The following is a 14212-nucleotide window of genomic DNA, read 5'->3' as shown; positions in this document are numbered from 1 at the left end:
CGGGGCTCGCGAAGGTTCGGCGAAAATAGCGGTTTTGGGCTGCCGCACAACCGACTTTTCTAATATTGGATCGGCTTTTAGGATTTTCCCAACAAGGATCGCAGCTTTTTCTGGAAATCGCTCTCCGCGGGCTCCGAATCGCCAACGGCGTCCAGGGATACACCTTGCTTGCGCGGATAAGGGTCGATGGCCAGTCCGAAGAACTGTTCGGCGAGCGCCCCGACATCGATCGTGTCGCCGGAAAATGTCTCCGGGCTGTCCGGCCCTTCGGCATCCAGCAGGATTTCGCCGCCGCCGTCAAAGCCCTGCCGCCCAAGCTTGGACTGCTCCGGCAGCAACAGTGCATCGACCGGCTCTTCGATGTGCGCCGCGACCGGTTCGAGGGTGACGATGCAGGCCTGCGTGATGTCGGCCACCACATGGCCGCTGACCTTGACCCCATTGCGCTTCCACGGCGCCACCAGCAGTTCGGCTCGGTAGCTTTCGACCGAAAGCAGATCGTGCTCTTCGGCCAGAGCGATGCGCTGCGCGGCATCGGCGTCGACCACCACCATCAGGCCCTTGTGCGGCAGGCGGGCGACATTTGCCTTGAAGGAGACGGGGCTTGGGAGATCCGCAGGGTTCATCGGATTCCTCCTTCAGCCTGGCCTGGGACAGGAAACACCAGCGTGCCGGAAACGATCGATTCGGTCGGCTGTGCCGCCAGGCGCTGGTCGACATTGACGACATAGGACGCCAGCAGCGCTGCTTGCGGCCAGGCGCCGGCGTCGGGCCTGATATTGCGGGCAAGGGCTACAGCAAGCGCTTCGCGGTCGTCGCGCTCCAGCGCGTCGTCATAGGCGGCAGTGCGGCCATAGAACATTTTCGCCAGTTTCTTCATGCGCTTCGGCACGCCGACGTCGCCAATGCCGAGTTCGCGCAGCGAATGCTCGACATCCAGGAAAAACTCGTCGATCAGCACCTGCGCCACCTCCGCGGCAACGCCGCTCTCGCCGCGCAGCCGGTGCTGAAACAGGAACATGTGCAGCGACAGCATCTCGAAACGGCCGAGCGGCGTGTCCGGCACATTCCATTCGGAATAAAACAAAGTCTGCCGCGCCGCTGCCACGATTTGTGCGTAAAGCGCCTCGGTGATAGCGCGGTTGGCGTGACGTTCGCGGCCAAAAAGGCGCTGGAACATTGAGGGTGGTCTCCTGGGGACCGTATGTTGAATGGGCCTTGTTGCATCGGCAAGCAAGCTGGTTTACCGGTTTTGCGGCCCAGCGCAAGTTGCGGCCAGCTTATGGAGTTGTAGTTGCGCGCGCTGAAATTCAAGTCGACTTTTTTACCCATGCCTGCCGGCGCGATTTCGCTGCTGGTGATCGCTTCGGCGCTCTCCGCCTGCAACTCGTCCAAGATGATCGGCGATCTCAATCCGAGTGAGACGCTGACTCAGGGTTATGTCATCGATCAGCAGGCGGTCGACTCGGTTCCGGTCGGTTCCAGCCGCGAACAGGTGCTCCTGGCGCTTGGCACGCCGTCGACGACGGCGACCTTCGACAACGAGGCGTTCTATTACATTTCGCAGACGCGCAAGCGCTACGTCGCCTTCGACAAGCCGAGGCTGGTCGATCAGAAAGTGCTGGCGGTCTATTTCGGCCCTGACAGCCGTGTCACCCAGATCGCCAATTACGGCCTGAAGGACGGCAAGATGTTCGATTTCATCTCGCGCACCACGCCGACCGGCGGCAAGGACCAGAACTTCCTCAGCCAGATCATCAACGGCGCCAGCAAGCTGGCGCCCGGCCTGCCCGGCGGCGGCGGCACGCCCTGATCACCAGATTCTGCGTTCCCTCCAGGGAAAGCAGCACCACCTCAGGCGACCAAAAACCCGTGGGAGCAATCCCACGGGTTTTTGTTTTGAGACGGCAAGCTATGGTCGCCAGACATCAATCTCCCAACACGCAAAGAAAAACCCGCGGGATTGCTCCCGCGGGTTTGTTTTCGAGCGTTGGGCGCTGATCAGCCGTGCGCGAGCACGGCCAGCAGCAGCAGCGCGACGATGTTGGTGATCTTGATCGCCGGGTTGACCGCCGGACCGGCCGTGTCCTTGTAGGGATCGCCGACCGTGTCGCCGGTCACCGAAGCCTTGTGCGCCTCGGAACCCTTCAAGTGCTTGACGCCGTCCTTGTCGACAAAGCCGTCCTCGAAGGACTTCTTGGCGTTGTCCCAGGCGCCGCCGCCCGAGGTCATCGAGATGGCGACGAACAGGCCGTTGACGATGACGCCGAGCAGCGAGGCGCCGAGGGCGGCAAAAGCAGACGCCTTCGAACCCGAGATCAGCAGCACGCCGAAATAGACGACCAGCGGTGCCAGCACCGGCAGCAGCGACGGGATGATCATTTCGCGGATCGCCGCCTTGGTCAGCAGGTCGACGGCGCGCGCATAGTTCGGCTTCGAGGTGCCGGCCATGATGCCCGGATCCTCGCGGAACTGCTTGCGCACCTCCTCGACGATGGCGCCCGCCGCGCGGCCGACGGCCGTCATGGCGATGCCGCCGAACAAATACGGGATCAGGCCGCCAAAGATCAGGCCGGCGACGACGTAAGGGTTGGAGAGGTCGAAGGAGACATCGCCCATGCCCTGGAAGTAGGGATATTTGTCGCCATTGGCGGCAAAGAACTTCAAATCGTTCGAATAGGCGGCGAACAGCACCAGCGCACCGAGGCCGGCCGAACCGATGGCGTAGCCCTTGGTCACCGCCTTGGTGGTGTTGCCGACCGCGTCGAGCGCGTCGGTGGATTGGCGCACTTCCTTGGGCAGGCCGGCCATTTCGGCAATGCCGCCAGCATTGTCGGTGACCGGGCCGAAGGCGTCGAGGGCTACGATCATGCCGGCAAGGCCGAGCATGGTGGTGACCGCGATCGCCGTGCCGAACAGGCCGGCGAGCTGGTAGGTCGAGATGATGCCGCCGACGATGACGATCGCCGGAAGCGCCGTCGATTCCAGCGACACCGCAAGGCCCTGGATGACGTTGGTGCCGTGACCGGTCACCGAGGCCTGGGCGATGGAGTTCACCGGACGCTTGCCGGTGCCGGTGTAGTATTCGGTGATCACCACGATGAGGCCGGTCACCACCAGGCCGATCAGGCCGCAGATGAACAGGTTCTTGCCGGTGATGACCATGCCGGCGACGGTGCCGACTTCGCCCCAGCCGAGGGTTGCCGAGGTGGCGACACCGAGGCCGACGATCGACAACAGGCCGGTGACGATCAGGCCCTTGTAGAGAGCGCCCATGATCGAGCCGTTGGAACCGAGCTTGACGAAGAAGGTGCCGACGATCGAAGTCAGGATGCAGGCGCCGCAGATGGCCAGCGGATAGAGCATCGCCGCACCCAGGGCGGCGGTGCCGCCGAAGAAGATGGCGGCCAGAACCATGGTGGCGACAACGGTCACCGCGTAGGTCTCGAACAGGTCCGCGGCCATGCCGGCGCAGTCGCCGACATTGTCACCGACATTGTCGGCGATGGTGGCCGGGTTGCGCGGATCGTCTTCCGGAATGCCGGCTTCAACCTTGCCCACGAGATCGCCGCCGACATCGGCGCCCTTGGTGAAGATGCCGCCGCCGAGACGGGCGAAGATCGAGATCAGCGAGGCGCCGAAGCCGAGCGAAACCAGCGCGTCGATGACGATGCGATCGTTGGGCTCGAGGCCCATGAAGTGGGTCAGGATGAGGTAGTAGATCGAAACGCCGAGCAGTGCGAGGCCGGCCACCAGCATGCCGGTGATGGCGCCCGACTTGAAGGCGATGTCGAGACCAGCGGCGAGGCTGTTGGAAGCCGCCTGCGCGGTGCGCACATTGGCGCGCACCGAGACGTGCATGCCGATGAAGCCGGCAGCGCCCGACAGCACGGCGCCGATCAGGAAGCCGATCGCAGCGGTGATCGAAAGCAGCCACCAGGCGAGCAGCAGCACGACCACGCCGACCATGGCGATGGTGGTGTACTGGCGCGCCAGATAGGCCTGCGCGCCCTCGCGGATGGCCGCGGAGATTTCCTGCATGCGTGCATTGCCCTGATCGGCCGCAAGGACCGAACGCGTCGCCCAGATGGCGTAAAGGATCGAAAGCAGGCCGCAGGCGATGACAGCGGAAATTATGGTCATTGCCGAATTTTCCTCGATTGGTGGCCCAAAAGAACCCCTCCCTGGGCCGTTGAGACGGAGAGCGGATGCCGCCAGGCGGAATCCGTCCCTTCGCAGCGGCTTATGCGAAACAGGGCTCGGAACGTCAAGATATTGTTCGGTTTTTGCCCGGCTTTCACCGAAAAGGCGTATGTGCCAGCGCGTCTGCGGGTGCCGTCGTCCTATTAGATCGATTGAAATTGGTTCTGGCGCCGTACGGAACTACTCTGCCTCGCGCCCCATCCGGCGCGCGGTGTAGCGCTCGATCGCCGACAACCCGTCATAGATCAGCACCGCAAGGGCGGCGACGATGAGGCCGCCCTGCAGGACGAAGGCAAGGTTGTTCGACAACAGCCCGGCGATGATCACCTCGCCCAGCGTCTTGGCGGCAACGGTCGAGCCGATGGTGGCAGTGGCCAGGCTGATCACCACCGACAGCCTTATGCCGCCCAAAATGATCGGCGCGCTGAGCGGCAGCTCGACCTTGACCAGCCTCTGCCAGCCGGTCATGCCGGCGCCGCGCGCCGCCTCCACCACATTGCCGGGCAATGCCGTAAGGCCGGTCAGCGCATTCTCGAAGATCGGTAGCAGGCCGTAGAGAAACAGAGCGATCAGCGTCGGTTTTTCGCCAAAGCCGACGGCCGGCACGGCCAGCGCCAGCACCGCGACCGGCGGAAAGGTCTGGCCGATATTGACCAGGCTGCGCGACAGCGGCAGGAACTCGACGCCGGCCGGACGGGTGACCAGGATGGCGAGCGCCACCGCAACGATGGTGGCGGCCACGGTGGCAATCAGCACGGTCCTCAGATGCAGCAGCGTCAGCGTCAGCAGGCTGCCCTGATTGTAGATCGCCGGCGCGTTGTTTTCGGTCAACGGCTTCAGCAGCGGCTCGAACCAGCCGGGATTGGTAACAAAGGCGACAAGCAGCACCACCAAAGCAAGCCTGAGCAGTGACGGCAGCCAGGCTTTCATGCCGGCCTCGCCGCGCGCTTGACAAGCCCGTCGATGGTGACGCGGCCGAGCGGCTTGCCGTCGGCGCCTTTGACCGGCAGCGCCGGACGGCCCGACCACAGAAGTTCCGCCAGCGCATCACGCTGGCTGGCATCGCCGGGAATGGCTTCGCCTTCGGCGGCGCCTTTTTCTACGGCGTCGCGCACGCGGCCGAGCGACAAAAGCCGGAACGGTCTTTCGCTGGCGCCGACCAGGGTTTCGACGAAGGCGCTGGCCGGCCGCGCCAGGATCTCTTCCGGCTTGGCATATTGCACCAGCTTGCCGGCATCCATGACGGCGATCTTGTCGCCCATGTGCACGGCTTCTTCCATGTCATGGGTGACGAGGATGATGGTGGTGCCGAAGCGTTCTTGGATCGCCAGCAGATCTTCCTGCGCCTTGGTGCGGATGATCGGGTCAAGCGCGCCGAACGGTTCGTCCATCAACAGCACGTTGGGTTCGGCGGCGAGTGCGCGGGCAACGCCGACGCGCTGCTGCTGGCCGCCTGACAGTTCGTGCGGATAACGCGGCCCGAAGGCATCGGGATCGAGCTGGTAGAGTGTCATCAACTCGTCGACGCGGGCCTTGATGCGGCCCGCATCCCAGCCGAGCAGCACCGGCACCGTGGCGATGTTCTGCGCCACCGTGCGGTGCGGAAACAGGCCGTGGCCCTGGATGGCATAGCCGATGCTGCGGCGCAGCTGGTAGCCGGGCAGCGAGCGGTTGTCGGCGCCGTCGAGCTTGATGACGCCCGCGGTCGGCTCGACCAGCCGGTTGATCATGCGCAGCAACGTCGTCTTGCCGGAGCCGGAGGTGCCGACGATGACGCAAACCGTCCGCGGTTCGATCACCATCGACACGTCGTCGACGACCGTCGTCGCGTCATAGCGCTTGGTAATGCCTTCGATCTCGATCATGCCGTTTCAACCCTGCGTTTGGTCGTCGTCATTTCGATCACCGCGTCGAGGACGATGGCGGCGGCAAAGGCCAGCGCCACCGTCGGCACGGCGCCGAGCAGCACCAGGTCCATCGCCGTCTGGCCGACGCCCTGGAACACGAACACGCCAAAACCGCCGCCGCCGATCAGTGCGGCAATGGTGGCGAGGCCGATGTTTTGCACCAGGACGATGCGGATGCCGGTGAGGATAACCGGGAAGGCCAGCGGAAACTCGACACCGAACAGGCGCTGGCGGTCGGTCATGCCCATGCCCCGCGCCGCATCGTTGGCCGCGCGGGGTACACCTGCAAGCCCAACCACGGTGTTGGCCACCACCGGCAGCAGCGAATAGAGGAACAAAGCGACGAAGGCGGGCGCGGTGCCGATGCCGCGAATGCCGAGCGCGGCTGCCCCCGGAACGTGCGTCGCAACCCAGCCGAGCGGCGCGATCAAGAGGCCGAACAGCGCGATCGAGGGAATTGTCTGGATGATGTTCAGCACATTGAGCACGCCGGCGCGCAACCGTTCGACGCGGTGACAGAGGATGCCGAGCGGCAGGCCAATGATCACCGCTGCCGCCAGCGAACCCAGCGCCAGCGTCACATGCTTGGAGCCTTCGGCCCAGAAACTGTCGGCGCGATTGGCATATTCCTTGAGGATGGAGAGACTGTCCCAGCTCCCCGACACCAAAAGCAGGCCGATGGCCGCAGCCGCGACGACAAGCACGCCGACCCGTCCCCAAGGCGACAGGTTAAGCCTGGTCAGCACATCGGCGAGCAAGAGCGTGAAGGCGAAGATCAGCAGCCAGAAGCCCGAGGCCGGCGAGATGCGAGCGAAAGTGTTGCCCGCCGGGGTCAGGAAAGTGCCGGCGACACCGATCAGAAACGTCAGCGCGGCGAGCGCGACAACACTGGCGGCAAGGCGCAGAACCAGCGGCGTCTTCAGCAGCGCGATGAGCGCCGCGACGGCGACGACCGCCAGCAGCAGCAATCCGGTCGTTGCCGGCAGCGCTTCAAGAATGGAGCGCGCCTGGCCGGGAACGATGCGGTTGGCGCGAAAGGTGGCGAACGGGGCGAGGAATGCCGCATAGGCCATGATCGCGGCGATGACCACGCCGAGCTTGTCGAACCGGATGCGCACGCCCTGCCCCGTCAGTCGATCCGGCGCGCCACGAATGCGGCGCGCCGGGATCGCCCTATTTCAGGAAGCCGTTCTTCTTCAGGAAGTCCTCGGCGACGCCCTTGACCGGCTCGCCGCCGACCTGCACGCGGCCATTGAGTTCCTGCAGCGTGACCAGGTCGAGCTTGGCGAAGACCGGCTTCAGCAGCGTCTCGATCTCGGGATGCTCCTTGAGCACCGCCTCGCGGATGATCGGGGCCGGCTGGTAGACAGGCTGCACGCCCTTGTCGTCGTCGAGCACGACCAGTCCGGACGGCGCGATGCCGCCGTCTGTGCCGTAGACCATGGCGGCGTTGGCGCCGTTGGTCTGGTTGGCGGCCGCGGCAATGGTCGCCGCCGTGTCGCCGCCGGACAGGGTGATCAGCTGTTCCGGCTTCAGCGTGAAGCCATAGGTGGTCTGGAACGCCGGCAAGGCTGCCGCCGAATTGACGAACTCGGCCGAGGCAGCCAGCACGACCGTGCCGCCGCCCGCGATATATTTGCCGAAGTCGGACAGGGTCGCCAGCTTGTTGCTGTCGGCAACCTCCTTGCGCAGCGCGATCGCCCAGGTGTTGTTGGCCGGCGATGGCGACAGCCAGACGATCTTGTTGGCGTCATAGTCGAGTTTTTTCGCCGACTCATAGGCTTTCGCGGCATCCTTCCAGACCGGATCATCGGCCTTTTCGAAGAAGAAGGCGGCGTTGCCGGTGTACTCAGGATAGATGTCGATCTCGCCGGCGGTGATCGCCTTGCGCACCACCGGCGTGCCGCCGAGCTGGATGCGATCCGTGGTCTTTATGTTGTTGGCGTTCAGCACCAGCTGGATGATGTTGCCGAGCACGCCGCCCTCGGTGTCGATCTTCGAGGAGACAACCACCTGGGCGCTGGCGGAGGCGGCGGTGATGCCGAGCGCAAGGGCTGCGCCGGCGAGAGCCTTGATTGAAAACATTGTGAAAACCCCTTGCTGTGAACCGAAATTCGGTGGCCGCATATGAGCATGGCTTCAACGCCCAGTCGGGGCACACGGTTTCATATCAAAGGGGATCAGCGCAATAATTTTGTTCGGAAGCGGCCATTCCGGCTTGGCCAGTCCCGACAGCGTGTTGTCAGCTGGGTTGGCGCAAGTCCGTGAACTTCAATGTCCCCAGCGCGACGAAACACAGCACCGTCACCGGGAAGACGATCCAGTTCAGCATTTCCCAGCCCCAGGTATTGTAGATCATGCCCGACATCAGCGACGCGAAGGCGACGGAGCCGAACAGGACGAAGTCGTGAAAGCCCTGAACCTTGCTCTTTTCGGAAGGATGGTAGCTGTCGGCGACCATGGCGGTGGCGCCGATGAAAGCGAAATTCCAGCCGAGGCCAAGCAGGATCAGCGCCGTCCAGAACTGCCACAGATGAAGGCCCGACAGCGCCACCGCGGCGCAGCCGATGAGCAGGACCAGGCCCGTTGCGACGATGCGTTCGGCGCCGAAGCGGTGGATCAGCGAGCCGGTGAAAAAGCTTGGCGCAAACATCGCCATGACATGCCAGGAAATGCCGAGCGTGGCGTCGTCTGTCGTCAGGCCGCAGCCGACCATGGCCAGCGGCGCGCCGGTCATGACGAAGCTCATCAGCGCATAGCTGCCGACGGCGCAGAACAGCGCCGCGACGAAGCGCGGCCTGGTGACGATCTCGGATAGCGGTCGGGCGTCGCTGTCGGCGATCTCCGCCTTGCCGGCGGTTTTCGCAGGAATGCGCAGGAACGACAGGATGATGGCGCCGACCGCGGCCAGCGGCAGGATGGCGGCGAACGAGCCGGCAAACATCACCGGCGCAAACAGTTCGCGGGTGAAGATGACGATCTGCGGCCCGAGGATGGCGGTGATGATGCCGCCGGCGAGCACGAAGGAGATGGCGCGCGCCTTGAATTCGGGCGGCGCATTGTCGGCGGCAGCGAAGCGGAACTGCTGGACGAAGGCGCCGCCGACGCCGATCACGGCCAGACTGAACGCGAACAGCCAGAAGCTTGACTGAAACAGCGCCAGCGTGGCGACCAACCCGCCGAGTGCGGTGATGACCGTGCCGGTCATGAAGCCGCCGCGCTGGCCAAGCTGGCGGATGATTGCCGCGGCCGGCAGCGCACCGACCGCCACGCCGACATTGAAGCCGGTGATCGGCGCCGTCGCCAGCGACTTGTCAGTGGCAAGCAGATATTGGCCGGCCAAGCCGCCCATCGAAATGGCGATCGGCGCAGCCGAACCGATGATCGCCTGCGAGACGGCCAGGATGATTGCCGTCCGACGCGCTTCCTTTGCGACCCCGGCGGCGACAGTCATACAGCGTCCTTGCCGCGCCCCTCGCCGCGCACCCGGCGCGACACGCGATCGAGCACGGCATTGACCAGCTTCGGCTCGTCGTCTTCGTAGAACGCCTTGGCGATATCGACATATTCCGAAACGATGACCGCCACCGGCACATCCTCGCGCTTCATCAATTCGTAGACGCCGGCGCGCAAGATGGCGCGCAACGTCGAGTCGAGCCTGGAAAGCGGCCAGTCTTCGGTCAGCGCCTGGCGGATGATCGGATCGATGCTTTTCTGGTTCTCGACGACGCCGGCGAGGATGGCGCGAAACCATTGCGCGTCGGCCTCGCGGTAGAGCGCGCCGTCGACTTCCTTGCCGAGCCGGAAGGCCTCATATTCGGCCGTGATTTCGATCACGCCGCTGCCGGCAACGTCCATCTGGTAGAGCGCCTGAACGGCGGCAAGACGGGCGGCGCCACGCTTGTTGGCGTGGCGGATCGCGGGCTGGCCGGGCGCAGCGGGTTCGCTCACGATCCGGCTCCCAGCTGCTGTTTGAGCGCGATCATGGTCAGCGCCGCACGCGCGGCAAAGCCGCCCTTGTCGCCTTCCGAACGCTTTGCCCGCGTCCAGGCCTGTTCGTCGTTCTCGGTGGTCAGGATGCCGTTGCCGATGCAGACGGAGTCCTGCACGGAGATATCCATCAGCGCGCGGCTGGATTCATTGGCGACGATGTCGAAATGATAGGTGTCGCCGCGGATGATGGTGCCGAGTGCGACAAAGCCATCATAGTTTGTACCGCCTTCGGCCATGCCGTCGAGCGCGAAGGAAATTACCGCGGGGATTTCGAGCGAACCGGGAACGGTGACGACGTCATAGGTCGCGCCCGCGTCCTTGAGCGCGCTTGTTGCGCCGTCGAGCAACGCGTCGGCAAGATCGTCGTGAAAACGCGCCTCGATGATCAGAAGGTGGGCCTTCTTCTTCGGACGGATGAACGCTTTGCCGTGTTGGGATGTACCAGCCATAGATGTCTCCGGGGGTAGCCGGTGACTTAGGCCGAAGCAGGTTTGATCGCAAGCGGAAGATTGCTGAAGGTGTCCGTCCTATCGATCCTCTCGGGTGTGCCACAAGCGCAGCACATAGATCGTCGACTTTTGAATCTCGTAGCGCATTTCGTAATTCCCCACCAAAATACGGCGCACTTCACGTGGCTCGAATTCTTCCAGTCTTTCGCCGATGCGTGGATGTTCGGTCAACCGGGCGGGCGCAGCAGTCAGAGATTGCACAACGTGAGCGGCTGCTTGGCTATTTACCGGCGCGAGAAAATCATGAAGCCTCACCAGATCGGACAGAGCCTTGCTGGTCCACTTCAGCTCCATCAACGTGGTGCCGGCAGCGGCTTTTCGGTATCGAGGCTCTCGGCCCATGCCTGCACGGCTTGGTGGTCGATAACGCGACCGGCATCCACATCGGCCAGCGCTTCGAGCGTGAGACGCCGACGCTCGTCCTCCATGTCGACCCAAGCGGAAAGGGCCTGCTTGACGATCCAGCCACGTGGACGCTCGAGGCGTGCGGCCAATTGGTCTACCCTTTCTGCGAGCGGCAGCGGCACATGTGCGGTAATTACTTTGGTGTCCATCGGGAGTCTCACTTAATCACGCCTATTGATAGCGATTAAACGTGATTAAGTCGAGACCAGAGTGCCAGCGCCCACCTTACCTCAAAGCCCCTCTTTGGCCGCCTCGACCAGCCGCGCCGCGTAGCGGGCCATGGTGTCGATCTCGAGGTTGACGCGGTCGCCGACGTTTCGCTCGCCCCAGGTGGTCACGGTCAGCGAATGATGGATCAATAGCACGTCGAAGCGCGTGCCTTCGACCTTGTTGACGGTAAGCGAGGTGCCGTCGAGCGCGACCGAACCCTTGGGCGCGATGAATTTTGCCAGTTCGCGCGGCGCCTCGAGCGTGAAACGCACGGCGTCACCCTCTTCCTTGCGCTCGACAATCTCGGCCATCCCGTCGACATGGCCCGATACGATGTGGCCGCCGAGCTCGTCGCCAATCTTCAGCGCCCGCTCCAGATTGATCCTTGTGCCGGATTTCCAACCCATGGCAGTCGTCAGCCGGAGCGCCTCTTCCCAGGCCTCGACCTCGAACCAGCGCGCATTGGCGCCCCTTTCCGGCAGTGCCGTCACCGTCAGGCAGACGCCGCCGCAGGAAATCGAGGCGCCGATTGCGATGGTGTCCGGGTCGTAAGCGGTGTCGATGCGCAAGCCGACCCCTTCCCGCAGCGGCCTCACGGCAGCGACGGTTCCGACATCGGTGACAATTCCGGTAAACATCGATGCTGATCCTAGAAGTTTCGTATCCACTCGGCATAGCTGTCTTCGCCGAACTGCATGTCGCGCAATTTGCGAAATCCTGCCGGGATATGGTTGGCGTCGATTGGCGATGGAATGCCGTCCTTGCCGATCGCTTCCGGCCCCTGGAATAGGATGATGCGGTCGACCAGCCCGTCGGCTAGGAAAGCGCCGGCGACCTTGGCGCCGCCCTCGACCAGGACGCTGGCCATGCCAAGCGCCGCAAGGTCCTCGAGCAGTTCCGGCAGGGCGACGCCGCCTTCATGCGTTTCCGTGCCGATGAAGCGTACGCCGGCACGCTCCAGCGCTGCGCGCCGCTGCGGATCGGCCTCCAGGCACGCGGCGACATAGAGCGGAACCCGGTCGATGCCGGAGACCAGCTTCGACGTCTCCGGCAACCGGATCTGGCGGTCGAGCACGATGCGTGCCGGCGAGCGGTTTTCCAGTCCTGGCAACCGCACGGTCAGCGCCGGATCGTCTTCCAGAGCCGTGCCGATGCCGACCAATATGCCGTCGGCCTCGGCCCGCATCAGATAGACTTCTCGCCGGGCGATGTCGCCGGTGATCGAGACCTGCCCCTCGCCTTCCACGCCGATTTTGCCGTCGCTGGAGAGCGCAAGCTTCACAACCACTTCCGGGCGTTTTTTGAGCGATCGAATCAGATAGCCGGCCATCTGCTCGGCGGCTTCCGCCGCCAGCACCTTTTCGACCACCTCGACACCGGCGGCGCGCAGGATGGCATAGCCCTGGCCGGACACGCGTGGATCGGGATCGCTCGCCGCCCCCACAACCCGTGCCACGCCGGCATTGACCAGCGCGTTGGCACAAGGCGGCGTGCGGCCGTGATGGGCGCAAGGTTCCAAAGTAACGTAGGCGGTGGCGCCACGCGCAAGTTCACCGGCCTCGGCCAGTGCTTCTGTCTCGGCGTGCGGCCGGCCGCCGACAGCGGTGACGCCGGTGCCGACGATCATCGGACCTTCGCCATCATCGCGCACGATCAGCGTGCCGACGGAAGGATTGGTCGAGGTCCGCCCGGCATTTTTGCGCGACAGCCTGAGTGCTGCCGCCATAAACCGGCGATCAAGAACCTCTTGCGCGGCTTTGTCAGGCCTTGCCATGCTCAGCCGGCTTCCTCTTCGCCCTTGGCCTCATCGCCCTTGAGCTCGCCCAGCACGTCATGGAAATCCTTGGCCTCGCGGAAATTGCGATAGACCGAGGCGAAGCGCACATAGGCGACGTCGTCGAGCGACTTCAGCGCCTCCATCACCAGCCGGCCGACCTCACCAGAGGCAACTTCGGTCTCGCCCGAGCTTTCGAGCTGGCGCACGATGCCGGTCACGGCGCGGTCGATGCGTTCGGGATCGACATTGCGTTTGCGCACGGCGATCTCGACCGAGCGCAGCAGCTTGTCTCGGTCGAACGGTACTTTGCGGCCGGATTTTTTCACCACCACGAGATCGCGCAGTTGGACGCGCTCGAAAGTGGTGAAGCGGCCACCGCAATCGGGGCAGACGCGCCGCCGGCGGATCGCCGCGCCATCTTCGGCGGGGCGCGAATCCTTCACCTGCGTATCTTCGGACTGGCAGTAGGGACAGCGCATGAGAAGCCTTCGGTTCGAGATTCTTAGTGGGCGAAAGGCTTAAAACCTTCCGCGCCTCAGAGATAGCGAGGCGCGAGGAAGATTGCCAGCACCGCCATCAGCCAGACGGCAGTGCCGCCTTGCTCAAGGCGCGACGTCCTTGGTCGGGAAACCGCAAGATGTGCCGAGATTGCGATAGGCCTTGGTGAAGCCGTCCATTGGGATACTGGTGACAGTCTGTTTGCCGAAAACGACATCGAGCGAGACGACTTTGCGCATGGCGCGCAACAATGCGAGGCTGGTCTTGGCTTGATTGTCGACCGTCCAGCTCGGGCGCCCTTTGATGGCATCATTGGAATAGACCGTCGCGGAAACCTTGACACCGGGATCGCCGAAGGTCGCCGCGATCTTCTTGCCAGTCGGCAGGTCCTTGTTGCCGACGGTGATCACGATAGAAGGATAGGCGTCGGGCGGCAGCGCATCGCCGGTCGAGATCGAAAGCGTCAGCGTGCCCGCATTGCCGCTGCCATCGACAAAGGCCGTGGAGGCGGCACAGGTCTTGTGCGAGTCCTGGCCGGTGTCGAGCCTATCGATGATGGTGGTCCACCTGCCAAAGGTGTTGGTGGCCGGACCATCCGTGCTCGGCTGCTCCTGGGCAACCGCTCCTGACACAGCGAAGGCGGCAAACGCGCCGAAAAGGGCCAGAATGGCAAGACGGAAAGTGCGCATCATCAAGTCTCCAGTAAGCCG

The 14212-nt window shown here is 63.9% G+C and carries 17 protein-coding genes; 1 reads left to right on the top strand and 16 read right to left on the bottom strand.

What is annotated here, in order from left to right; all coding sequences use genetic code 11:
• Nucleotides 1-77 precede the first annotated feature (77 nt).
• Together AC1D0N_RS07740 and AC1D0N_RS07735 are read right to left on the bottom strand one after the other, a co-directional pair.
• Nucleotides 78-626, bottom strand: a complete 549-nt coding sequence (locus AC1D0N_RS07740) for a YceD family protein (protein WP_477242839.1) — start codon at nt 624-626, stop codon at nt 78-80.
• Nucleotides 623-1180: a ubiquinol-cytochrome C chaperone family protein gene (locus AC1D0N_RS07735; RefSeq protein ID WP_477242838.1), complete on the bottom strand. Its 558-nt coding sequence runs from the start codon at nt 1178-1180 to the stop codon at nt 623-625. The genes AC1D0N_RS07740 and AC1D0N_RS07735 overlap by 4 nt, the downstream gene beginning before the upstream one ends.
• A gap of 114 nt (nt 1181-1294) precedes the next feature.
• Here AC1D0N_RS07735 and AC1D0N_RS07730 point away from each other — a divergent pair, with 114 nt between their 5' ends.
• Nucleotides 1295-1813 carry an outer membrane protein assembly factor BamE gene (locus AC1D0N_RS07730; protein ID WP_477242837.1) on the top strand — a complete coding sequence of 173 codons (519 nt, stop codon included), beginning with the start codon at nt 1295-1297 and terminating at the stop codon, nt 1811-1813.
• 188 nt (nt 1814-2001) lie between these two features.
• On the opposite strand, the gene AC1D0N_RS07725 is transcribed toward AC1D0N_RS07730, so the two are convergent.
• The 14 genes from AC1D0N_RS07725 to AC1D0N_RS07660 form a co-directional block, all read right to left on the bottom strand.
• A complete protein-coding gene (locus tag AC1D0N_RS07725; protein WP_477242836.1) occupies nt 2002-4143 on the bottom strand; it encodes a sodium-translocating pyrophosphatase in 2142 nt (713 codons plus the stop codon).
• Nucleotides 4144-4383: 240 nt separating this feature from the next.
• Complete coding sequence (locus AC1D0N_RS07720; protein ID WP_477242835.1) at nt 4384-5133, bottom strand: ABC transporter permease; 750 nt, start codon at nt 5131-5133, stop codon at nt 4384-4386.
• Nucleotides 5130-6068, bottom strand: a complete 939-nt coding sequence (locus AC1D0N_RS07715; RefSeq protein ID WP_477242834.1) for an ABC transporter ATP-binding protein — start codon at nt 6066-6068, stop codon at nt 5130-5132. The genes AC1D0N_RS07720 and AC1D0N_RS07715 overlap by 4 nt, the downstream gene beginning before the upstream one ends.
• A complete protein-coding gene (locus AC1D0N_RS07710; RefSeq protein WP_477242833.1) occupies nt 6065-7228 on the bottom strand; it encodes an ABC transporter permease in 1164 nt (387 codons plus the stop codon). Before AC1D0N_RS07710 ends, AC1D0N_RS07715 begins: the two co-directional genes overlap by 4 nt.
• Nucleotides 7229-7283: 55 nt before the next feature.
• Nucleotides 7284-8195, bottom strand: coding sequence for a glycine betaine ABC transporter substrate-binding protein OsmF (osmF, locus tag AC1D0N_RS07705; RefSeq protein ID WP_477242832.1), 912 nt, complete (start codon nt 8193-8195; stop codon nt 7284-7286).
• A gap of 157 nt (nt 8196-8352) precedes the next feature.
• On the bottom strand, nt 8353-9564 hold the full coding sequence (locus tag AC1D0N_RS07700) for an MFS transporter (RefSeq protein WP_477242831.1): 1212 nt from the start codon (nt 9562-9564) through the stop codon (nt 8353-8355).
• Entirely contained in the window at nt 9561-10061 is a 501-nt protein-coding gene (nusB, locus tag AC1D0N_RS07695) for a transcription antitermination factor NusB (RefSeq protein WP_477242830.1), read from the bottom strand. The genes AC1D0N_RS07700 and nusB overlap by 4 nt, the downstream gene beginning before the upstream one ends.
• Complete coding sequence (ribH, locus tag AC1D0N_RS07690) at nt 10058-10552, bottom strand: 6,7-dimethyl-8-ribityllumazine synthase (protein ID WP_477242829.1); 495 nt, start codon at nt 10550-10552, stop codon at nt 10058-10060. Before ribH ends, nusB begins: the two co-directional genes overlap by 4 nt.
• Before the next feature lie 78 nt (nt 10553-10630).
• Entirely contained in the window at nt 10631-10906 is a 276-nt protein-coding gene (locus AC1D0N_RS07685) for a type II toxin-antitoxin system RelE/ParE family toxin (protein WP_477243116.1), read from the bottom strand.
• Entirely contained in the window at nt 10906-11166 is a 261-nt protein-coding gene (locus AC1D0N_RS07680; protein WP_477242828.1) for a CopG family ribbon-helix-helix protein, read from the bottom strand. The genes AC1D0N_RS07685 and AC1D0N_RS07680 overlap by 1 nt, the downstream gene beginning before the upstream one ends.
• Nucleotides 11167-11247: 81 nt before the next feature.
• A complete protein-coding gene (locus AC1D0N_RS07675; RefSeq protein WP_477242827.1) occupies nt 11248-11865 on the bottom strand; it encodes a riboflavin synthase in 618 nt (205 codons plus the stop codon).
• Nucleotides 11866-11876: 11 nt separating this feature from the next.
• Nucleotides 11877-13001 (bottom strand): bifunctional diaminohydroxyphosphoribosylaminopyrimidine deaminase/5-amino-6-(5-phosphoribosylamino)uracil reductase RibD, encoded by a 1125-nt coding sequence (ribD, locus tag AC1D0N_RS07670; RefSeq protein WP_477242826.1) that lies wholly within the window; start codon nt 12999-13001, stop codon nt 11877-11879.
• Between the two features lie 2 nt (nt 13002-13003).
• Nucleotides 13004-13483: a transcriptional regulator NrdR gene (gene nrdR / locus AC1D0N_RS07665; RefSeq protein WP_477242825.1), complete on the bottom strand. Its 480-nt coding sequence runs from the start codon at nt 13481-13483 to the stop codon at nt 13004-13006.
• 123 nt (nt 13484-13606) lie between these two features.
• Complete coding sequence (locus AC1D0N_RS07660) at nt 13607-14191, bottom strand: hypothetical protein (protein ID WP_477243115.1); 585 nt, start codon at nt 14189-14191, stop codon at nt 13607-13609.
• Between the last annotated feature and the right edge of the window lie 21 nt (nt 14192-14212).

It is taken from the genome of Mesorhizobium sp. P2_E10 (assembly GCF_056404235.1).
This window is presented reverse-complemented; position numbering and strand designations above follow the sequence as displayed.

Bases quoted from the DNA above. Each gene is read 5' to 3' on its own strand.
- ribH (WP_477242829.1), bottom strand. From the start codon at position 10,552: ATGGCTGGTACATCCCAACACGGCAAAGCGTTCATCCGTCCGAAGAAG.
- ribD (WP_477242826.1), bottom strand. From the start codon at position 13,001: ATGGCAAGGCCTGACAAAGCCGCGCAAGAGGTTCTTGATCGCCGGTTT.
- AC1D0N_RS07715 (WP_477242834.1), bottom strand. From the start codon at position 6,068: ATGATCGAGATCGAAGGCATTACCAAGCGCTATGACGCGACGACGGTC.
- AC1D0N_RS07725 (WP_477242836.1), bottom strand. From the start codon at position 4,143: ATGACCATAATTTCCGCTGTCATCGCCTGCGGCCTGCTTTCGATCCTT.
- AC1D0N_RS07685 (WP_477243116.1), bottom strand. From the start codon at position 10,906: ATGGAGCTGAAGTGGACCAGCAAGGCTCTGTCCGATCTGGTGAGGCTT.
- AC1D0N_RS07720 (WP_477242835.1), bottom strand. From the start codon at position 5,133: ATGAAAGCCTGGCTGCCGTCACTGCTCAGGCTTGCTTTGGTGGTGCTG.
- osmF (WP_477242832.1), bottom strand. From the start codon at position 8,195: ATGTTTTCAATCAAGGCTCTCGCCGGCGCAGCCCTTGCGCTCGGCATC.
- AC1D0N_RS07680 (WP_477242828.1), bottom strand. From the start codon at position 11,166: ATGGACACCAAAGTAATTACCGCACATGTGCCGCTGCCGCTCGCAGAA.
- AC1D0N_RS07735 (WP_477242838.1), bottom strand. From the start codon at position 1,180: ATGTTCCAGCGCCTTTTTGGCCGCGAACGTCACGCCAACCGCGCTATC.
- AC1D0N_RS07660 (WP_477243115.1), bottom strand. From the start codon at position 14,191: ATGCGCACTTTCCGTCTTGCCATTCTGGCCCTTTTCGGCGCGTTTGCC.
- nrdR (WP_477242825.1), bottom strand. From the start codon at position 13,483: ATGCGCTGTCCCTACTGCCAGTCCGAAGATACGCAGGTGAAGGATTCG.
- AC1D0N_RS07740 (WP_477242839.1), bottom strand. From the start codon at position 626: ATGAACCCTGCGGATCTCCCAAGCCCCGTCTCCTTCAAGGCAAATGTC.
- AC1D0N_RS07675 (WP_477242827.1), bottom strand. From the start codon at position 11,865: ATGTTTACCGGAATTGTCACCGATGTCGGAACCGTCGCTGCCGTGAGG.
- AC1D0N_RS07700 (WP_477242831.1), bottom strand. From the start codon at position 9,564: ATGACTGTCGCCGCCGGGGTCGCAAAGGAAGCGCGTCGGACGGCAATC.